At 55.4% G+C, this 19,647-nt stretch carries 21 protein-coding genes and 1 tRNA gene; 8 read left to right on the forward strand and 14 right to left on the reverse strand.

Annotated features, from left to right (window positions below):
• Positions 1–529: 529 nt before the first annotated feature.
• The 3 genes from HEQ72_RS05000 to HEQ72_RS05010 all read right to left on the reverse strand — a co-directional run bounded on the left by HEQ72_RS05000 (position 530) and on the right by HEQ72_RS05010 (position 2,718).
• Positions 530–736 (reverse strand): hypothetical protein, encoded by a 207-nt coding sequence (locus HEQ72_RS05000; protein ID WP_168020198.1) that lies wholly within the window; start codon positions 734–736, stop codon positions 530–532.
• Between the two features lie 145 nt (positions 737–881).
• Entirely contained in the window at positions 882–1,586 is a 705-nt protein-coding gene (locus HEQ72_RS05005) for a recombinase family protein (RefSeq protein WP_245184163.1), read from the reverse strand.
• A 220-nt stretch (positions 1,587–1,806) separates the two neighbouring features.
• Positions 1,807–2,718 carry a hypothetical protein gene (locus HEQ72_RS05010; RefSeq protein WP_168022739.1) on the reverse strand — a complete coding sequence of 304 codons (912 nt, stop codon included), beginning with the start codon at positions 2,716–2,718 and terminating at the stop codon, positions 1,807–1,809.
• Between the two features lie 112 nt (positions 2,719–2,830).
• On the opposite strand from HEQ72_RS05010, the gene HEQ72_RS05015 reads away from it, so the two are divergent.
• Complete coding sequence (locus tag HEQ72_RS05015; protein WP_168022740.1) at positions 2,831–3,208, forward strand: MarR family winged helix-turn-helix transcriptional regulator; 378 nt, start codon at positions 2,831–2,833, stop codon at positions 3,206–3,208.
• A gap of 9 nt (positions 3,209–3,217) precedes the next feature.
• On the opposite strand, the gene HEQ72_RS05020 is transcribed toward HEQ72_RS05015, so the two are convergent.
• The 3 genes from HEQ72_RS05020 to HEQ72_RS05030 all read right to left on the reverse strand — a co-directional run bounded on the left by HEQ72_RS05020 (position 3,218) and on the right by HEQ72_RS05030 (position 5,360).
• Positions 3,218–3,784, reverse strand: coding sequence for a hypothetical protein (locus tag HEQ72_RS05020; protein WP_168022741.1), 567 nt, complete (start codon positions 3,782–3,784; stop codon positions 3,218–3,220).
• A 508-nt stretch (positions 3,785–4,292) separates the two neighbouring features.
• Positions 4,293–4,487 carry a hypothetical protein gene (locus HEQ72_RS05025; protein WP_168020206.1) on the reverse strand — a complete coding sequence of 65 codons (195 nt, stop codon included), beginning with the start codon at positions 4,485–4,487 and terminating at the stop codon, positions 4,293–4,295.
• Positions 4,488–5,054: 567 nt separating this feature from the next.
• Entirely contained in the window at positions 5,055–5,360 is a 306-nt protein-coding gene (locus tag HEQ72_RS05030; RefSeq protein WP_168020207.1) for a hypothetical protein, read from the reverse strand.
• 235 nt (positions 5,361–5,595) lie between these two features.
• On the opposite strand from HEQ72_RS05030, the gene HEQ72_RS05035 reads away from it, so the two are divergent.
• A tRNA-Ser gene (locus HEQ72_RS05035) sits at positions 5,596–5,685 on the forward strand.
• 301 nt (positions 5,686–5,986) lie between these two features.
• Here the strand turns inward: HEQ72_RS05035 and HEQ72_RS05040 are convergent.
• The 3 genes from HEQ72_RS05040 to HEQ72_RS05050 all read right to left on the reverse strand — a co-directional run bounded on the left by HEQ72_RS05040 (position 5,987) and on the right by HEQ72_RS05050 (position 8,391).
• The gene (locus tag HEQ72_RS05040; RefSeq protein ID WP_168019494.1) at positions 5,987–6,703 is read right to left on the reverse strand and encodes an autoinducer binding domain-containing protein; all 717 of its coding nucleotides are present in this window, start codon (positions 6,701–6,703) and stop codon (positions 5,987–5,989) included.
• A gap of 108 nt (positions 6,704–6,811) precedes the next feature.
• Complete coding sequence (locus HEQ72_RS05045; protein WP_168022742.1) at positions 6,812–7,525, reverse strand: autoinducer binding domain-containing protein; 714 nt, start codon at positions 7,523–7,525, stop codon at positions 6,812–6,814.
• A gap of 146 nt (positions 7,526–7,671) precedes the next feature.
• Positions 7,672–8,391, reverse strand: a complete 720-nt coding sequence (locus tag HEQ72_RS05050) for an autoinducer binding domain-containing protein (RefSeq protein WP_168019492.1) — start codon at positions 8,389–8,391, stop codon at positions 7,672–7,674.
• Between the two features lie 410 nt (positions 8,392–8,801).
• Between HEQ72_RS05050 and HEQ72_RS05055 the strand changes: the two genes are divergently transcribed.
• From HEQ72_RS05055 to HEQ72_RS05070, 4 genes are all read left to right on the forward strand, one after another.
• On the forward strand, positions 8,802–9,503 hold the full coding sequence (locus tag HEQ72_RS05055) for a helix-turn-helix transcriptional regulator (RefSeq protein ID WP_168022743.1): 702 nt from the start codon (positions 8,802–8,804) through the stop codon (positions 9,501–9,503).
• A 193-nt stretch (positions 9,504–9,696) separates the two neighbouring features.
• A complete protein-coding gene (locus HEQ72_RS05060) occupies positions 9,697–11,121 on the forward strand; it encodes a phosphomannomutase (protein WP_168022744.1) in 1,425 nt (474 codons plus the stop codon).
• Complete coding sequence (locus tag HEQ72_RS05065) at positions 11,118–12,071, forward strand: UDP-glucose 4-epimerase family protein (RefSeq protein ID WP_209316191.1); 954 nt, start codon at positions 11,118–11,120, stop codon at positions 12,069–12,071. The genes HEQ72_RS05060 and HEQ72_RS05065 overlap by 4 nt, the downstream gene beginning before the upstream one ends.
• Before the next feature lie 8 nt (positions 12,072–12,079).
• Complete coding sequence (locus HEQ72_RS05070) at positions 12,080–12,424, forward strand: DUF2293 domain-containing protein (RefSeq protein WP_168022745.1); 345 nt, start codon at positions 12,080–12,082, stop codon at positions 12,422–12,424.
• Positions 12,425–12,434: 10 nt separating this feature from the next.
• On the opposite strand, the gene HEQ72_RS05075 is transcribed toward HEQ72_RS05070, so the two are convergent.
• The 4 genes from HEQ72_RS05075 to HEQ72_RS05090 all read right to left on the reverse strand — a co-directional run bounded on the left by HEQ72_RS05075 (position 12,435) and on the right by HEQ72_RS05090 (position 15,806).
• On the reverse strand, positions 12,435–13,187 hold the full coding sequence (locus HEQ72_RS05075; protein WP_168022746.1) for a metallophosphoesterase family protein: 753 nt from the start codon (positions 13,185–13,187) through the stop codon (positions 12,435–12,437).
• Between the two features lie 51 nt (positions 13,188–13,238).
• Positions 13,239–13,874 carry a hypothetical protein gene (locus tag HEQ72_RS05080; RefSeq protein WP_168019486.1) on the reverse strand — a complete coding sequence of 212 codons (636 nt, stop codon included), beginning with the start codon at positions 13,872–13,874 and terminating at the stop codon, positions 13,239–13,241.
• Complete coding sequence (locus HEQ72_RS05085; RefSeq protein ID WP_168019484.1) at positions 13,871–14,821, reverse strand: Hsp33 family molecular chaperone HslO; 951 nt, start codon at positions 14,819–14,821, stop codon at positions 13,871–13,873. Before HEQ72_RS05085 ends, HEQ72_RS05080 begins: the two co-directional genes overlap by 4 nt.
• A 169-nt stretch (positions 14,822–14,990) precedes the next feature.
• On the reverse strand, positions 14,991–15,806 hold the full coding sequence (locus HEQ72_RS05090) for an ABC transporter permease (protein WP_168019482.1): 816 nt from the start codon (positions 15,804–15,806) through the stop codon (positions 14,991–14,993).
• A gap of 128 nt (positions 15,807–15,934) precedes the next feature.
• On the opposite strand from HEQ72_RS05090, the gene HEQ72_RS05095 reads away from it, so the two are divergent.
• Positions 15,935–16,513: a regulatory protein RecX gene (locus HEQ72_RS05095; RefSeq protein ID WP_168019480.1), complete on the forward strand. Its 579-nt coding sequence runs from the start codon at positions 15,935–15,937 to the stop codon at positions 16,511–16,513.
• An 18-nt stretch (positions 16,514–16,531) separates the two neighbouring features.
• On the opposite strand, the gene HEQ72_RS11705 is transcribed toward HEQ72_RS05095, so the two are convergent.
• A complete protein-coding gene (locus HEQ72_RS11705; protein ID WP_209315612.1) occupies positions 16,532–17,023 on the reverse strand; it encodes a plastocyanin/azurin family copper-binding protein in 492 nt (163 codons plus the stop codon).
• Between the two features lie 126 nt (positions 17,024–17,149).
• On the opposite strand from HEQ72_RS11705, the gene HEQ72_RS05105 reads away from it, so the two are divergent.
• Positions 17,150–19,570 carry a PAS domain-containing protein gene (locus HEQ72_RS05105; RefSeq protein WP_168022747.1) on the forward strand — a complete coding sequence of 807 codons (2,421 nt, stop codon included), beginning with the start codon at positions 17,150–17,152 and terminating at the stop codon, positions 19,568–19,570.
• The last annotated feature ends 77 nt before the right edge of the window (positions 19,571–19,647 follow it).

Genomic DNA, 19,647 nt, shown 5'->3' on the forward strand with positions numbered 1-19,647 from the left:
GTGCAACCAAATTGCTCATGGCCCTGGGAGTTGATTTAAGGGGTGCTGGAGACTCGAAGGGCCGGCGCTGGTGGGGTCTCGTAGCCCATGGGGCTGCAATCGACTCCAGCGAGTCCCTGGCGGGCTTGCTGGGCGATGGCGATCTCACGGATGGGCTGGGCGTTCAGTCCGCATTGGTGCAACCTATTACCCGGAGACCACGAAGACCGTCATGGCGTGGGCCTTCGGCGTCCCCGCCTGGGTGGTCAGGTAGATCGCCTGCTTGCGGTTCAGGTGGAACTCGGTGATCCTGCGTGGCCCCCTTGGTGCCACGAGGTAGTAGCGTGTTGGTGCGGCACACTGCACCGAACTGCTCCAGCGTGGTCATGTGGTTCTTAATCAGGCGGCGGATCATCCGGTCTCCCGAGTAGCCAAGAGCCTGGGCAAGGTCCAGGTCACGGACGGTCTCGGTCTCGGTATTGATGCTCAGAAACGACAAAGCCCCCACCGGAGGACCGGCAGGGGCTTGGCAATGGCAGCCTGGGAAGGATCAGGCGAAGGACGGAACCTCCCCGCCCTCCAGCAGGGAAGCGAACGCCTGCTGATCCTCGGGTGACATGAACGACAGACCCGCAGTCAGGGCACGCCCCATCCAAGCCAAGAGGTCGGTGGTGTCCATGATGCCGCCCCGGAGGTCGTTCCCGGCCTCGGTGATCAGGGTGGAGATGGTGGCGGCTGCGTTGGTCTGGGTGGTCATGTCTGGGTTCCCCTGGTGGTGCGTTGTTGCCCCGCCTGTATGAGTCCTCGGGGAATCTGTGTAAAATGAAAAAACAAAATTAAACCAAATATTTAATGACGATGTCGCAACTGTCCCGAGGTCGTTAGCGTTTCTCCCCCCAGGCTCACGCCTCCAACCGCCTCAACAGACGGGACACGCTCATGGGGTGCCACTGCCCACCGGCAGGCGTCGGGACGTTCCGGTCGTTCAGGGCCTTGGCGATGCCGCCCATGCTGGTGATGCCCTCGGCGCGGATGGTGGAGATGATCGGAAGCAGGCTCACGGCCCTCTGGTTAGCCCCGGAAGCCCGAACCTCTGCTGAACGCTCCAGACCCCGCCCACGTTGATCCTCGGTCAGCTCGTACCCACGATACCCGCCCAGCTTGACCCCTCGGGCCTTGGCTGCGGCAAGGGCAGCCTTGGTCCGCTGGCTGATCTTCCTGGCCTCTTCCTCGGCAATGGCAGCCTCAATGTGCAGGCGGAAGGGATCAGCCTCGGGCATGTCGCAGGCGACGAAGCGGACATCCGACTTCATCAAGGTGGCGATGAAGGCCACGTCTCGGGCCAGCCGGTCGAGCTTGGCAATCAGCAGGGTTGCCCCAGTCGTCCGGCAAGCCTCCATCGCTGCACGAAGCTGGGGCCGGTCCTGGTCGGTCTTCCTGCCGCTCTCCACTTCCACAAAGGGTGGCTTGATGGTGGTGTCCCCATCCCGGAGGAACCGACGCACAGCCTCTTGCTGCGCCTCCAGCCCCAGACCAGACCGGCACTGCTTCTCGGTGGATACCCGGTAATACTCGACATAGCTGGTCATGGCAGCCTCATCACACATGCTGTCAACATCCGTTGATACCATGTGATACGACTGAGGGAGTCAGGGTGTCAAGGGCGTGGGCAGGACCAAGGCGACACAGAAGCCGGGCGGAAAGGTCCGCACACCCACCCGCGCCTGGGATCAACTCTGTGTGCCCGTGCGTGACGCGAGGCCCCCGCCAAGGGGGGAAGCCGCGCTCTCGCCAGTACGGAGAGGGGGACGAATTTTTTCGCTGGTTTTAAGTGGTGCCCACCTCTGGCGTAGACCTGTGCGCCTCCAGGAAGGGATCGATCACGGCCTGGGCCATCGCAACCTGTGACATATTCCTTCTTGCAAATTGAGGCGGTGTATTGATGAGGGAGGCGAACCGGGCCGGATCGATGTCGAGAACTGTCTCGTAAACCACACCCCCATTCCCATCAACGACATGCATAACAACGCTTTCCACGATTTCGTGGTCCTCAAGGTGATAGGCGTGGTCAATAAACGCAAGGTCTATGCTGTAATACCCCTGTCCTCGCGTAATCCGGCCACTCTCGTCAATCCTGGCGTTTTCGATTTTTGATGTAATTGCGCCTTTCAGCTCATCGTTGCTGACAATCTTTTGCCCAAAGAGAGACTGGGCATCAGCCATGTATGCGAAAATCCAAGGCACGTTTCTTAGGTTGGCTCCAGTGTAAAGATAACCCTCTTCACCCATGTACGTTTCAAGCATGGATTTTGCCAAATTATCTGATATGCGAACTCCAGTATCTTTTTCAAGAATGTAGAGAACGCGATCAAAGTTATCGGCCAGAATGCGAAGGATTTTTAGTGGAAGGCCATCAATGGATTTACGCTTGGTCTTTCCGCCAGAGCTTCGGGCGGAAACGTAAGGGCACCACTGGTGGGCTTCTGGACCGAAGTCAGGAAAACCATCGATCCTTTTGCCAGTATGCTTCCCATATGGCCTATCGGTGTTGCTGAGAGGCTTGTACAGCCCAATTATTTGAATTGGATTGTCGCAGGCGGGGCAGACTGCATACTGTCTCCATAGCCCATCTGCCGCCTGCTGATAATGCGGGTATTTCTTGTCGGTGTCGTATTCAAAATTCGTCTTCTCGATTTCTTTAACGACATGGGATTTTGAAGTCAGCTTGTATACCCGCATACCCCAGCCCCTTCACTCTTGATCTGTTGCAAGCATAACGTCAGTTCAAAAATCAGGTAAGTGGTGATGGCCCTACCCGTTTTTCTTGCGACAAGGACGAAAGGGACGTGCCGTGGCATCATCGTCCGATCTGTCCGAGACAGGAGAGCGACCAATGGACCTCTCTCAGTTCAGCGCCTTCATGCTCGCCTTCACCAAGCGATACCCCAGGACCCACGCAACAGCCTTGCAGGTCCTGCTGGGCGTTGCCGACAGCCCCGGCATCACCACCCGCGACCTTCGGGAGGACATGGGGCTGACCCAGTCGGCCCTTTCGCGGAACGTGGGGCTGTTGGGGGGCGGATACGCCCACGGTGGCAAGACCGTGAAGGGTTACGGGCTGGTGTCTGCGTACCCCTGCATCGAGGACAACAGGACCCATACGGTGATGATTAGCCGCAGGGGAAAGAAGGTGCTGTCTGAGTTGCTGGCCGAAGCCCGCATATCGTGACGGCGGGGCTTACCCCTTTGGAAGCATCCCTAGGATCGGCAGGTCTCTCAGTGCCTCGGATGTTGTACTTGAGAGGAACGCATCAAGCAGGCTTCCCGTTGATCGGGCGGCATGATCGAAAGAGGGGTGATGGGCCTTCGCAACAAAGAAGTCTCGGCTACATGCTGAGAGCGTGTTGATTAAATTGTCAGGAACCACGCTGTTTTCACCCACCCGGCCAACAATGAGAGTGTCGTGCGTCAAGGGAGTATAAACAGCGTTGATCGTTCCAACATCGGCAAATACGAGTGGAATGTACTTCCCATCAGAATTACGGCAGACAGCAATGCAATCCGGCAAGGGGATGCCTCCCTCACCAATGTGCAGTTTGGACCACTTCATCTTCTGCAACTCATCCATCCGCAGCTCTGGAGAAAGGGTTTCGCCTAACGCCTTGTTGTGGGCACGACGTGTTGCGCTGTCCACCTCGCCCAAGAATTTGGCGGTAAGCTCTTTCATCGCCTCAACCTGGGTGGGAAAGTAGCTGCCGAACCCACTCTTCATCATCTGAAGGGCAAAGCGTTCAAATGTCTCCAAGGAGAACCCCGCCTTCCTAAGCGCAGTTTCATGCCGACGAAAGAGAGAATAAATTTCCTCAAGCATTAATTTAGACGGAGATGCACCCTCTAGGCCGAGAAGCTTCTTTGAAGTTTGCTTTTCGAGAAAGAGGTTGCTGCACTTTTAAACGATGGCACTTCCAATTTCAGAGAAGGAATCCCTGAAGTGAGCTTGACGTATGCTTAGATGAACATACAGCTCTGCAACAGCAGCTTCAGGGAGGTCCGAGCAAATCTCGGATTCACACAGGCTGCGGTTCACGGCTTCCCATTTGAGAGCCAGAATTTTCCCAATGCGGGCGCCCGTATAAAAGAGGAGTCGGGATGCGCTTGCACTCTGCTGGGCGGGGGATTGATCGAAGTCGGCTAGGAGCGCCCGTACCTGTTCTTGGGTGAGGACAACTTCCCGCTCGCCGTCGCGATGCTTCCTGATCGACTTGTCATTGCGGAAATCGGAGGCTGGGTTGAATTTTCCGTCCGTTGTCCGGTTATAGAAGGTCGAGAGGATGGGCCTGATTAGCTTGCCGTCCGCTCTTGGCTTGGGTGTCCCTATAAGCGGCCAGGATGTCGGCCTCGGCGATGGTCGAGGGCTTGCGGGTGCCTAGGGCGGGGATGATGTGGTTGTTGATGACGGACTTCCATGTCTTTCGGGTGCTGTCCTTCATGCTGTGGGTTCCGAGCAATGCCGTCAGCTCCTCAGATAAGGGGCCTGCTTGATGGCGGCGGTTGGGTCCGCGTCCTTCTGCACCTCCCTCAGGATGTGGATGGCTTTCTGCCGGTCTGAATCATATGACAGCGCGTCGGAGCGCCCGATCTTGTGGCGCTTCTCCTCACCGGCCCTGAATAAGGAACGTCTTGGCTGTCTTGTCCACGTAGACCCCGAACCCAGGAAGGGAGGTGTCCCAGACGCATTCTCCGGACTTGCGCTCGGGAATGGTGAGCGTCTTGAGCTTCGCAGCGCTTAGCTTCAACTTCATGATTTCCCTCACCTTATTCGACGGAAGCCAGAAAAGCTTATGACGTGGACGGCAAGGTAATTTGTAAGGAGTCTGTAAGTCAATGCTGGAGAAACGAGGGGATCTCGAGGAGGTGAGCGGGAAGTGCGGGGCAGCGAAACCCAAGGACAAACAGCGCATTAATGATCTTGCGGGATAGCGCGGGAACCTATAGGCTATAGTTCCCAAGCTTACGACTAGGGTTCGATTCACTTCACCCGCTCCATACGTTACAACAAGTTCTGTTGACTTTTGTTAATGCCGCCGTCTCATCAGGCGCCGGGTTCCCTGTGCCACAGGTTCTCTCTTTCCTCGGGCGATCAAGATCAGCAAAATGCCCAGTGGGCCGCTTACAGCCCATGCTGGCAGGGCCAGAAGATCAGCAAGTATGCGGTCAAGGGCCGTGTTTGGCGCTGGTGCTGTATGGCCGGCAAGGAGAGCCAGAAGCTCGCCGGTTGCAAGTCCACTTTCTGAACTGGTCCCAAGCGCCATGACACCTTCCGCCGAGGCAGAAATCAGCGCAAATCCCAGAAAAAGCCAGCCTATAATTTTCCCGGTCATGGTGCGGTAGATCCCAAAGAGGCGTTCCTCCTGTCCGGAGATAAGGCGCCTGTCCCCACATGGGAAGCATGCCACAAGTGTTTGGCTGTGCAATCAGGGTCTTCAAGACTGCGCCACATGGACAAAAATACTTTTTCTCCAAACAGCCATTGCATTTTGCGTTGTCGTCGGCTAGAAATCCGCCTCGCCGTTCTTTTTAAGGGGCGGTGAAGCAGGGTAAAAGCCCTGCGCTAGGGGAGAGGTGGCCGAGTGGTTGAAGGCGCACGCCTGGAAAGTGTGTATACGGGAAACCGTATCGAGGGTTCGAATCCCTCTCTCTCCGCCATATTAACGCTATAATGCGTTAATATATAATTTTTTCGCCGAAGAGAAAAAGCGTTGTCGCACGCTTCGTTGAAACAAGCCAAGCTAGTCCCTCCCAGCGCCGCGCTGAGCGTATCTACCACCAGAGAGTGACCATTCCTGAGCCACTCCCCCAGGAAGATGCAAGCTTGAACCTCATTGCGGTACCGCTGGCCAGAAGCTTTTTGAACAGCGATGCTATGTCTTTTTAGGAATCAACAAGCAAGAGCCGACTGATCTCTTGCATGATGACACTCCCCCCGGAGTGGCTCCATCCCCCGTTCTTATTTTGATGGTACAGACGTGATATCCATGGAAATTCCAATCATTTTTGATGAGGGTTCAGGTATCTTGCACGGGACATGGGACCCCAGTCTGTCCATCACATCGCGACGGCAGGCGGCAACGTATCGCTCTGTGACCCCAAGGTAGCTGGCGATAGCATCATCAGCAAAGCCTGACAGGGCCATTTGCAGAATCCTGGTTTCGGTTTCTTCCCGGCCATTGGCCCCGGGGCGTCGTTCAGCCCGCATGTAGTCCTGGAGGAAACGAAAAGCCATGCCTTCCAGGTCAGATTGTTGGTCGTCGCGTATTGCCATTCCCAAGCTTGTAGCAAAGCCGACTGTATAGAGTCGGCTCCCCACATGGATAGGAATAACCATGCCATCTCGTAGGCCAAAGGTCGCTGCCTCATCAAAGAGGTCTTTGTTCATGGCTCTAACGGCATCATATCTTACAGTGATATCACTGGCGGGTGCTACATAAGCAAATGGATCAACGTCTTGATACGATTGATCTACGTATCGTTGAACGAAGTCAGCTGGCCATGAAGCGGCAATGCATGGACAACCAGTATCCTTTATGACGTCCTCATCTTCTTCCCACCCGAAGAATGCCGCAAACTCGAACCCCATCGCAGTGCTGTTTGCCAGAAGCTTTTTGAACAGAGGACTGACATCTTTGTAGGAATCCACAATTTCAAACCGCTTGATCTCTTCCATAACGACGGGTCTCCTCCCTCATTCCCCTGAACAATGCACCCGGAGATTCCGCTGAATATGCGTGCAGCATACGTTCATGCGGTAAAGCAGCCAGGGTTCCGGTAAACTTTACTGTCTCGATGATACCGATGTGATACCCATCGAAATTCCAACCATTTTCGATGATGGCCCGTGTACTTCATACGGTACGCGGGTGCCTAGTTTTCCCATGGCATCTTGACGGCAGGCGGCAACGTACCGTTCCGTTACGCCAAGGGTTCTCGCTATGATATCGTTACCCAAGCCGGAGAGTGCCATCTGTAGAATTCTGGTTTCGATTTCTTCCCGGCCGTTGGCGCCGGGGCGTCGTTCAGCCCGCATGTAGTCCTGCAGAAAACGGAACGCCATACCTTCCATGGTTGACTGTTCGTCTTCGCGAATTTTGACATCGCGACTGGTTATAAAGCTGACGGAATAAAGCCGGTTTCCCACATGTATGGGAACAACCATGCCTTCCCGCAGCCCGAACGCGAACAGTTCATTGAAGAACTCGTTGTTCATATTCCGGACGGCATCATACTTGACGGTCGTGTCGCTGGCCGGAATCACGTAAGTGAACGGATCAACGTCATGATAGCCATGATCTACATACCGCTGGACATAGTTGCCGGGTGTCGACGCCGCAATGCACGGGCAGCCGAGGTCTTCTATGACATCGTCTTCCCATCCAAAGAATGCCGCAAATTCAAACCCCATCGCAGTGCTGTTTGCCAGAAGGTTCTTGAACAGGGGTGCAATATCCTTGTGGGAGTCCACAATTTCGAATCGCTTGATATCTTCCATAACAACCAAATCCTTCTGCTTGCCCCTGAATCAGCGCGTCAAGAGCAACGCGCAAAAATTAAAAATTAACGAAACCACTTTGCGAGAACGTACGAGCAAATCCGGGGTATTCGTCCCTGTTCATTCGAAAGATAGCCTCCTGACTATTATTGCTGCTGTGATGTTGTTGGCACCCTGTAGAGGGGGATGCTGATCATTCTGGACGACCGATCAGCCTCTCCGCAGATCGTACGACGACTTGCATTACCCAAGGTGTTCCGAAGGCTGGCCGAAACGTAACGTTCTTCTATGCCAAGAAAATCAGCAATCGCTTCTTGGGTGTACCCGGCTATGGCCATTGGGAGTATCTTGGCATCCGTTTCTTCCCGGTCACCAATCCCTGCTTGTCGCTCTGCTCGCATGTAATCCTGCAGGAAGCGAAAGGCCATGCTTTCCAAGGCCGACTGTTTGTCGCGGCAAACAGCGATACCCTGACTGGTGCTGAAGCTGATCAGATAAACCCGTTTTCCAACATGCAGGGGAATGGTCACGCCATCCCGCAGACCAAATGCAGCAGCTTCTCCAAAAAGATCGCAATTCATCCCCTTGATGGAGTCCCAATTTATAGCGCCATCACTTGCGGGTGCCAGATAAACCAGTGGGTCAATTTCGTGATAGGCATGCTCCACATAACGCCGGGCAAACTCATCTGGCCATGAAGCCGCAAAGCACGAGCAACCAGAATGTCGTACAGCAGCCTCGTCCCCTTCCATGCCCCAGAAAGATATGAATTCGAACCCCATACCGGCACTATCTACCAAGAGGTCATTGAACAAGGGAGCAATGCTTTTTGATCCTGCAACTTCAAGTCGCTTGACCTTTTCCATAGCAACAGGCCCTTTTCTCTCGCTCTAACCCAGCTATACCCGGAAGAAGACATTCCACGGTTGTCATGTCTAGCGTATTTTCAACAGGGAAGATACCACGTAACCGAACAAATTCCAGAAAAATTTCCAGAATACAAACATAGCGTGTTAAATGAATGCGTACATTCAATGGTGTATTTGATTTTTATGGTTGCGCGTCTGTATGCGTCTTTCTTGTGGGGCAAGACGTTCAATTTTCTTATGGGAGCCGGGTGTCTGTACTTAACCTTGTTGAGCACAGAAGTCGCCTGTGTGCGGCGAAATTTTATCTGGAAAATGTCAATTATGGTTGATACAGTGCCATCGCTGCATCGTAAGGATGTGCAGTGTGGCGATACTGTGTCGCTCCGGCTGATGGCGGGGGATTGGTAATGAACGAAGCAAAAAAAGTTTCAGGCGTAAGGTCGCCGGTTGGTCGTGATGGAGGCGAGCTGTTTACAGATCTCTGTTCCAAGGCCGGGGATTTGGGTTTCGAGTTTGTCTCGTTTCTGGGCGTTACCGGTGATGACGAGGCATCAAGAGATATAGGGTATCCCTTTATTGCGGCATCCTGCCCGCCCGGGTGGGTGGATCTTTACAAGGAACGCGCCTATCACAAGGTTGATCCGGCCCTTTTGCTTGCCCCCGTTGCCATGGGGACGATGAGCTGGGGTGATCTGGATGGTGCAAAGATGGACTTCTTCCGGGAGGCGTCTTCGCATGGCCTGCGAACTGGTCTTTCCATCCCTGTGCAGCTGCCGTTGCGGACGTATCTGTTGAACTTTGCCACGGCAAGGGAGGAGGCGATCAGCATTCCCGTCCGGTCCGAGCTGGAGGGGCTGGCGTTCATGTTCGTCCAGAACTGGTTGCGTGCTTGCCCACAGCAGGAGCCGTCGCCTGCCTTCAGTGAAAAGACTCTCAAAATTTTGCGTATGTGTTTGCTGGGGTTTGACTGCAGCTCCATCGCTACATCTCTTGGCATGACGGCCCACGGTATCTCGTGGCACCTGAAAGATGCCCGCAGGAAGTTGCGTTGCCAGACAACCATGCAGGCCTGTGGCAGGGCCTTGTTCCTGGGTCTTATAAAAGTTTAGTTGCGCTTGAGCCGCATCGCCGTGGGTGCCGGAACGTCTGTGTCCGGCACCGGCGCTTTTTGTCCACCCGCGGAAAGTAATTCTGAAGGTAAGGTTCGTTGCTGTCAGGGGCCTCGACGGACCTTGGACGGGTGGTCATTGGCTTGAGGTTGTGGTACCCGTTCAGCCATTGTCTGGCGATGCGGGTTGTCTTATGAACGTTACTCTTTCTGACATAGCAGAACGGTCTGGGGTTCGCTTTGGGACCAGTGGCGTGCGTGGCTTGGTTGATGCGATGACTGATGAGGTCTGCCAAGCTTATACGCAAGCGTTCCTGACGCTCGTCAAAGATAGAGGCCGGTCTTGTGATCTGGTTGTCGGTCATGACCTTCGCCCCAGTAGTCCCCGCATTGCGTCAGTCTGTGCCTCTATAGCTCAGGAGGCTGGTTTCCGGGTTCGCTATGCTGGCGTTCTGCCGACGCCTGCCTTGGCTTGGTATGGGCAGATGATCAAGGCTCCTGTTCTTGTGGTAACTGGCAGCCATATTCCTTTCGATCGTAATGGCATCAAGTTTTATCGTCCGGACGGGGAACTGTCCAAGGACGATGAGGTGGCCATGATGCAGATGCCTGTGGCGAAGATGGTAACGATGAAACCGGCTGTGCTGCCAGCTCCGGACACAGTGGTCGCAGAAGCTTATGTGCGTCGGTATGTGGATTTCTTCGGGGCAGGCGCCCTGGAAGGGATGCAGGTTGCCGTCTTTGAACATTCCAGTGCGGCGCGTGATATCTTGCGGGTCATTCTGGAGGCGTTGGGAGCCCGTGTTCTTTCCATCGGCAGGACAGACAGTTTTGTGGCCATCGATACCGAGGCTGTCAGCCCTGCTGATGTGCGTGCTGCCCGCGAGTGGGCGCAGAGCCTGGATTTTGATGCCGTTGTTTCAACAGACGGTGACGGTGACCGGCCCCTTGTCGGGGATGAGGGGGGTAACTGGCTACGGGGTGATACTGTTGGTCTTTTATGTTCCCGGTTTCTTGGCGCTGATCATGTTGTGACGCCGGTCAGCAGCAATACGGCCCTGGAGCACTCAGGTTGGTTTAAGGCGATAACACGTACGCGGATTGGGTCGCCTCATGTTATTGCAGCCATGCAGCACGATGCGGCTGGACAAGGCATATGTGCCGGATACGAGGCTAATGGCGGTTTCCTGCTGGGAAGTCGTATCGTTTATGAGGATCGTGTTCTTGAGCCATTACTGACCCGTGATGCCGTTTTGCCGATCGTGACGCTTCTTGCTGCGGCGCGTATGCGCGGGTGTTCCCTCTCTGCTTTGATGGCTGATCTGCCGCAGCGTTTTACGGCCAGCGATCGTTTGCAGGAGATTGATCCAGTCCGGAGTTCGGCTCTACTGGATGAGTTGCGGAAGGACGTGGGTGGTTTGTTGCGTTATCTGCCCCCCGATTGTGGTGCCGTTGTCCTTGTTGACCAAACAGATGGGCTGCGTGTGACGTTCTCCTCGGGTGATATCGTGCATTTGCGCCCTTCGGGCAATGCACCGGAGCTGCGGTGTTATACTGAGTCCGGAACCCCTGGTCGTGCAGAGGCTCTGTGCCGTTTCTGCCTGGAGTCGCTGTCGTGAGGGTTCTGGTCACAGGGGCAAATGGTTTTGTCGGGCATGCACTGTGTGTGGCATTTGCTGCATCGGATCATTTTGTGCCCGTCCCTGCTGTTCGTCTGGACGGGCAGTCCGTTGCCGGCATTCCGGCTGTTCCCGTCGGGTCTATTGATGCCGGTACTGATTGGTCCCATGCCTTGGCCGGGTGCGACGCGGTTGTGCATCTGGCGGCCCGCGTTCATGTTATGCGGGAGCATCATCCTGATCCTTTGTCCGCTTTCAGGGATGTGAATACGCAGGGAACCCTGGCCCTGGCGCAGCAGGCTGTACAGGCTGGCATCAAGCGTTTCATTTACATCAGTACCATCAAGGTTTCCGGAGAAGGTCGCGAAGCAGAAAAACCCTATCGGGAAGATGATCAACCAGCACCTTCTGATGCTTATGCCTTGTCCAAATGGGAAGCAGAGCAAGGGCTACGTCGTTTGGTTCTTGGTAGTGGTATGGAATGGGTCGTGATCCGTCCGCCGTTGATCTATGGCCCCGGGGTCAAAGGCAATTTTTCCACTCTGATGACGTGGTTGCAGAGGGGGATTCCCTTGCCTCTTGCCTCTGTATCCTGCAACAGACGCTCCATGATTGCCGTTGATAATCTTGTGGATCTGATCGCCCTGTGCTTGGTTCATCCAGGTGCAGCGGATCAGCTGTTTCTGGCGGCAGACGGGGATGATGTCTCGACAGAGGGGCTTCTGCGATCTCTGGCTGAGGCTATGGGGACGCGTGCGCGCCTGTTTCCTGTTCCTGTTTCCTGGCTGCGGTATATTGGCCGTTGTATAGGGATGGGACCGGCTGTTGACCGATTATGCCAGTCTCTGACAGTCAACATCTCCAAAGCTCGCTCTGTGCTGGGATGGAGGCCACCCCTTACGCTCCGGCAAGGTTTGGCACGTACTGTGGCCCATCCTGTGGAGAGGTGAGGTGTCCGATGACTCGTCGCCACCAGCTTGAGCAGGCTTTGTCCCTTTTGGCTCCCACCCTTCCACAGTGGGAGAAGCAGGCTGTGCTGGATCATGCCCAGGATTCACCGGGTTTGCGGCGGGGATCGGTTCAGGCTGCGGCTTGGCTGTCTTTGGTGGCTTTGGCCCGTCATCATTTTACAGACTATGATGCCTTGCTTGAGGACGGTTACAGTCGTGATGCAGCACGTTCCATGGTTTGCGGGCAACTCAATGCCGTGCTTTTGTCCTGGGGTTGTCGCCGCACTGTTGGGGAAGATGATCCTGCTTGGTCGGCGGATATATCTCCATCCCGGTCGTCGCGACCGGAATAGGGATGTCATCTCAGTGTGTCTGGATAAAGCTGCGATGGGTTCCCTGAAGAACAACAGCAGTGAGCGTGTTGCTGCGCCAAGCCCCGGTATCAATTCCGATTCGGTTTGCCCTGTTTTCTGGTGTCGGGTGTATGGTGTGACCATGTACCACGGTGTGCTCCCGCGTATCGGTGCACGACAGGAAGGGTTCCCGGATCCACAACATGTCCCGTCGGCTTTGACGGCCCAGTGAAATTCCGGGGCGTATCCCGGCGTGTACGAAAAGGTAGCCTCCGCACGTCGTCCACAGGGGCATGTTTTGCAGAAATTGGCGGTGTTCCCCGGGGAAGACAGCCCTGAAGGCACGTGACAGCTTGAAACGGTCCAGCGCTTCCGGTTCCTTGTTCGGCGTATCCACACCATAGCTGCGCAGTGTTTCCAAGCCACCGTATTTCAGCCAGTTCAACCCGTCGGCAGGGTGTTCAAGGAAGCTCAGAAGGGAGTCTTCGTGATTACCCAGCAGGCAGCATGTTTCTCCGTTTTCCAGGGAGAGAGTCCGCAAGCGTTCCAGAACGCCGGGCGTATCAGGCCCCCGGTCAACGTAATCACCCAAGGTGATCAAAAGCACCTGCTTTTTTGCCTGGCGTCGCTGGGCTATATCGTGGTCAATCTGTTCCAGAAGAGCGTCCAGAAGATCAAGGCGCCCGTGGATATCGCCTATGGCGTAAACAACCAGTCCGTCCGGAACAGCAGTATGTGTACCCGAGGACTTATCATCTGACATGACGAACCCTTCCGGTTACGCACGGCGCCCAATCTCAGTGTGGCCTTGCTGTCAGGACGTGCTCCGGTCAAGGAGAGCCGTCCCCAGGTGCTGGCGTATAGCTGCCCCAAGCTGAGCATCCACATCCTGCATCAGGTGCTCTACCAGTTCAAACCAGATCTGGTCCCGTTCAGCCAGAGATGCTTTCTCGGGAATTGTTATGGTTCTCCAGGCTGTGGCCGATGCTTCGTGACGTACAACGCCAGCGCCATCGACAATCTGGACCGCGATATTGGCTTTTGCGGCATAGCGTGCCTCTGGCTCGTTGGTAAAGAACCCGGTGATTCCCTTCTTGGTTGGAAGCTTGGTTTCTGTTACGGATGCCTCGCGTATATCAACCCGGATGTGTCTTTGGTGGGTGTGGGTTGTTGTAATCCGGTCCCGAGCCCACGCTCGCATGGCCTGTTCCGGTGACAGGGGCATACGATGTTCGACATGCGGACTGCGCAGTGGCGGGATATAGCTTGTCACAATATCCGGCCCTTGTGCTGCAAACCGGAAGGGAGCCTTGGTCAGGAAGCGTAACTCCGGTTGTTTTGAAACGGGTGGCCCTTGGTCCGAGCACCCGGCAGCAAGTGACAGCATGGCAAAAAGACAGGCCGTGCCCAGAACGGGCAGAAACCGCGAAAACGGGAAGGCATATGTCATGGTGATGTTGTACCTTGGGAGAGGACTTCGATATCCGATGCGCTGAAGATGTATTCCGTGGAACAGAACTGGCACTGGACGCTGACCGATCCATCATCAAGCTGCATCTCGCCCAAACTGTTGGGGCTGAAAGTTGCCAGGGTTTCTTCGACCCTTTGCCGTGAGCAACGGCATCCGAATACCAGGGGGCGGGGTGGGGATACAGACAGATCCTCATCGTGGAACAGGCGGTGCAGAACAGTGCCGGCCTCCAGGCCGGGATCAAGAAGTTCTGCCGTTGTCAGGCTCCCAAGAAGGATGACAGCTGTGCGCCAGGCCTCGTCCGCGTCGTCCTTGGAGATGGAGAGGATTTTGCCACCATCAACCGGCATCCTCTGGATCATCAGGGCAGCGGCCCGCCATCCGTTGTGGTTTGGGCACGGGGCTTCGGATGCAACCTTGATAGCTGTTTCCAGCTGCTCGGACTGACGGAAATAGGCGTGGAGGCACTCTGAAAGGGTTCGGCCTGTCAGTTCCACCAGCCCTTGATAGCGTTCAGGAACATTACCCTGGTCAACCGTGAAGGCCAGGTGCCCTGTTCCCAACAACTTTTGTACGCTTGCTTCCTCGGCAGTGCCCGGGTCATCCAGTCCATCCGCTGTTTCATCGAAGGTGGCGCAGGCGCGGACCTGTCCATCCGATGTTACATCAGCCACCAGCTGCCGCACAGGCCCGCTGCCTTGGGCCTGCAATGTAAAGATACCATTGAATTTCAGGGCATTGGCCAATACCGAGGCCAGAGCCGCAGCTTCCGCTACCAGCCGTGAAATGGCCGCTGGGTATTTATGCCGCTCCAGGATGGCATCCGAGGTTGCGCATGTGCGGGCCAAGCGTCCCCTCAACAAGCCGCCGTGCAATAAAAAGGGCAGGGCAAAATCCGGGGTCTGAGCGGCACTCTGGTCAGTCATGAACAATCTCGGCAACACACGACAAAAGGGCGAAAGAGGATCTGTCAACGGATCTTGGTTGTTAACAGGCTATGAACGCAGTTTATACCCCTGCCGGGAAAGACCAAACCGTCTTTCTGGAGTTTGGGGTTATTTTTCTGCTTTAGCCTGCGTGGTTATGTTAAAGGCCTCAACTTTTCAGGCGATATCCTGACCGGATCAGGACATGGCATGCAAGCACCAGCGCCACGTTTGTCAGCGCAACAACCCAGAGACCGGTTTCAGGGAGGGCTGCTTCATGCCCGATAAAGCCGTACCGGAAGCCGTCAACCATGTAGAAGAAAGGATTCAGATGGGCAATGAACAGGAAGTTATCCGGCAGGCGGTCGATGGAATAGAACGTACCGGACAGGAATGACAGTGGCGTGATGATAAAGTTTGTGATTCCGGCCATGTGGTCAAATTTCTCTGACCATACACCGGCCAGAATGCCCAGAAGGCTGAGAATCATGCTGGCACCGACAGCATGGAACAGGATGTAGCCCCAATTATGGATATGCAGGGTCACGAAAGGCAACATGCCAACCCCGATCGCCACTCCGACAACCATGCCTCGTGTCATGCCGCCAAGAGCAAACCCGACAGTCAGTTCCCAGGGCGAAAGGGGAGGCATCAGGACATCGATGATATTCCCCTGGATCTTGGAGATGATGAGTGAGCTGGACGTGTTGGCAAAAGCATTCTGCACCATACCCATCATGATCAAACCGGGTGCCAGAAATTCCATGAAGCTGACCTGTCCCACGGTTTGCTGTGCGCTGGATCCAAGGGCAAGGGCAAAGATTGCCAGGAACAGAAGCGATACAACCATTGGCGCTGCGATTGTTTGTTGCCAGACCTTGATAAAACGCCGGACTTCGCGCAGATATAGCTCCCACAGGCCAAGCCAGTTTACGGGGCCCATTGCGCGGGGCGCAGGTGGCGGGAATGCGGGGGCCTCGGTCATGGTGACAGCTCTCAGTTTCCGGTTTTGCAGGACAGCAGAAGGAAACGGCCAACACGTGCGAAGGTCAAGATGTCTTGTGTCTTGATGTCAGGGTTCCGATCATTTTGCCAGTACAGGAAACACGCTGCATGTACGAGAAGAAATCGGATCCGGACCCCTTGGGTATAGAGAGCTTGATGAAGGCTGCCCTTCATTATCTGGAGCGGTTTGCGGCCAGTCGTGATGGTGTGCGTCGCGTTCTGGAACGGCGCGTTGCCCGTTCGGATCCTGCCGGGAATATGGATGCGGAAGCTGTGTCTTCTGCGATTACGGCTGTTCTGGATCGCTTGACGGATCTTGGTTATCTCGATGATGCCTCCTTTGCGGAATCCCGTGCTCGTTCCTTGGTGGCGCGGGGTGTTTCTGCGCGGGGTGTACGGTCCCGTTTGCGTCAGAAGGGTGTATCTCCAGAACTGGTTGAACAGGCCCTGTGCGGTCTGGCTGCTGACAGGGCTGGTGATAGTGAGACCGATCCGGATTTGACGGCCGCTGTTATTTTTGCCCGACGGCGCCGTATCGGTCCATGGGGTGACCCTCAAAGCCGTAGTGCCCGGCGTTACAGGGACATGGCTGCCTTGGCCCGTCGTGGATTTGGTACGGATGTCATCCGCCAAATTCTGGATGCTTGTAACCCTGATGATCTGGAATCTGTAATGGGCCCTGTGTAGGGCTATTTCCCCCCGTACTCAGTGGGTGACGTGGATGGTTCCGGTCATTCCGGCTTCGTAGTGTCCAGGAATCAGGCAGGCAAAACCAAATGTCCCGACACGGTTGAACAGCCATACGACATCGTTGGATGTGTTTGGTTGGACATGGGCCATATGAGGCTCGGCATGGCTCATATCCGGGTTGTGCCGCATGACGTCTGCGTGTTCTGCAAGCTTGTCGGGTGTGCCAAGAACGAACTCATGCAAGGTATTGCCATGATTATCGACCTTGAAACGAACTGTTTCGCCTACGCGGACTGTAAGGGTATCGGGTGTGAAGCGCATGGTATCACTCATGCTCAAGACAATCGTTCGGGTCACGGCCTCAGGCATGCCTGCAATACCCCATTCCTGCTGCACGGGCTGGGCGGCATGTTCGTGTGAGTGATGTGCGTGGTGTTCTGCTTCATGCGCATGGGTCGGGCAGGATAGTGCCATGACAAGGCAGGCACACAAGACGAGTTTTTCCACTTTATCATTCCTGGAACGGGGGCAGATAAACGTTCAGGACAGAATCCCGGAACGAGCGTCAAATATATCACGCTCTTCTTCTGTGGTTGCTTGAGTTTTTTCTCTCTACCCGGCACTGTTGCGTGTATGGGGTACCTTCAGCAGATCATCACTTTTCTTTCTCACTACGGAATAGAGCCAACAGCTCTTTTCCCGCCACTGCTGCTGGCTCTATGGTGGTTCTGGTGGCGTTGGTACCGTGACCGTACATCTTGGCAGATCGCGGGAATAAAGTCCGAGATGCTGTCCCATGTCATGGCGGTCAGTCCGGATGGGTGGTATCTGTGGTCCGCATCGGATGACTCTGCCAAGGATGGAGATCTGCTGGGGGGAGGGCAGTGCTCGCGGCGGCTTGCTGTCATGCTGTCGTTGTTTTCCGGTCATTCGGCTTCTTTTGGTGATGTTGTTTCCGTCTTTCTGCCAGGTGATGGTGCACGTCTGTCCTCCCTTGTGCATCGCTTGCGCAGTGAAGGAGAGGGATTCTCGGTTATTCTTGGTCTACAGCCTGCGGAGGGGCAGGAAGACGTATTGCGTCGTGTCGAGGTGTCGGGGGTACGGGCCTTGGCTGATGATGGTCGCTGTCTTGCCGATGTGCTCTGGGCCCGTGATGTATCGTCCGGTGAGGAAGACCGTCGCGAGCTGTTGGCACGTTTTCACTGTGCTGCCAGCGAAGCATCCCGTTTGCAGCGCGTTCTGGATACCATTCCGATTCCGGTCTGGGTTCGTGATGATGGTCTGGATATTATTCTGGCAAACCGGGTGTTCCTGGATGCGGTTGATTCTTCGCCCGGGCAGAGTGGATCCAGCGTGCAGGAGCTTGTTGCCGGGTCTGCTGTCCGCGATTTGCGGTCTATGGCGTCGGCAGTCCGGGCTTCTGGCCGGGCTCGCTCTGGAACGTGGCATACGGTTGTTGGTGGCAGCCGCCGATTGATGGAAATTACAGAGAGTCCTGTTATTCCTGGCCAAGGTTCGGATGATGGCCTCCACACCGTGGGGGTTGCCCAGGATATTACCCGTCTTGAGGTGTTGCGTCAGGCGACAGAGCAGCAAATGGGCAGTCATGTCGCTGTCCTGGAGCGTTTGGGCACGGCTGTTGCCATTTTTGGTTCTGATACGCGACTGCGTTTTCATAATCCTGCCTTTGCCCGGTTATGGAAGCTTGATCCATTGTGGTTGGCTATATCAAACCCGGACTATGCCGAAGTTCTGGAACAACAGCGGTTGAATCGCCTTCTTCCCGAGGTTGCGGATTACCCGGCTTTCCGGCAGCGTGAACTGGCGCGTTTCAAGGCATTGCTCGAACCGATGGAGGATCTCCTTCATCTTCCGGATGGGAAGACGTTGCGGCGAGTTCTGGCCCCTCATCCTTTGGGGGGGCTTCTGGCGACATACGAAGATGTGACTGACCGGCTGACCCTGGAGGCACGCTTGCGGCAGGTTCTGGCGGTCCAGGACCAGATTATGGATGCATTGCCCCAGGCCGTTGCTGTTTTTGATGCTGACGGGCATCTGTGCCAGGCAAATGCAGCTTTTCGGACCTTGTGGAAAGTAGATGCGGAAACTCTGGAGCGGCACCCTGCATTCGCGATGATTCTGGCCCGACAGCCAGATATTATTCAGGCTGATCCGATCTGGACGGCTGTCCAGACATTCCTGTCCGCACCTCCCGGTGATCGTGGTGCGTTTCCTTCCCTTTCCGGATCGTTGTCAGCAGGGGTTATGGTTGTGGCCCTGCCTGATGGTTGCGTTCTCCTTGTTCAGCCGGATGTTGCAGAGGGAGCATCCCTGCCCATAACGGCCAATCCTGCTTATGTATTGTCATCGCTGGCTGAACTGATAAGGGCTCCTCTTGGAACGGTTGGCAGTCTGTGTGAAGTCTTGTTTACCGGCCACATGGGAGGGCTGGATCCGTCCCGGCAGGAGTATGCCGGGCGCGTGATGGCGCTTCTGCATTTTCTGTCCGTTATCAACGATGCTGTTCTTGATCTGGACTGGTCGCGGGCGCAGTCAGAGGCCCCTTTATCCGGGACCGTGAACTTGCGTGACCTGATGTCTGTTGTTCTGGCTGATGTCCAGGCTGCTGCAACTCATCGGGATGTAGTCTTTGACTATCGCTATGATGCGTCCTGTGACAGGGTTTCTGCCGATGGTTCTTCCTTGCGCCAGAGTCTTGTCCTGGTGTTTGCCTCTGCACTTGCCGTAACTTATAATCGAGGCATCATTTGTCTTGAGGTGCATGACGAGCCGGTTGTCTCCCTGTCTGGTGCGGTTTTGCCAGGGTTGACGGTAACTGTTTCGGATGATGGGGCTGTGCCCGGTCATGATATTTGCTCTGCCATTCTGTCTCTTGCAAGAAGTGGTATCCGTCGTAATGGGGGCAGGTTATCTGTCTTCTCTGTTTCTGACCGTGGAACACGGGTTCAGATCCGGCTGCCTGCCCTTGTCAGCGGGGACGTGCCAGCAGCGGTGGTTTCCGAGCATCATGAAGCATTAACCCGAGAAGCCTGAGTCCCGTTCCGCTTTCCTTATGTCGAATGTGGCTCGTTGGTGAAATAAGTCCGGTACTCTCTTGATAAGGCAGTGTT

Source organism: Haematospirillum sp. 15-248, assembly GCF_012102665.1.
In the GTDB taxonomy this organism is placed as follows: Bacteria; Pseudomonadota; Alphaproteobacteria; order Rhodospirillales; family Rhodospirillaceae; genus Haematospirillum.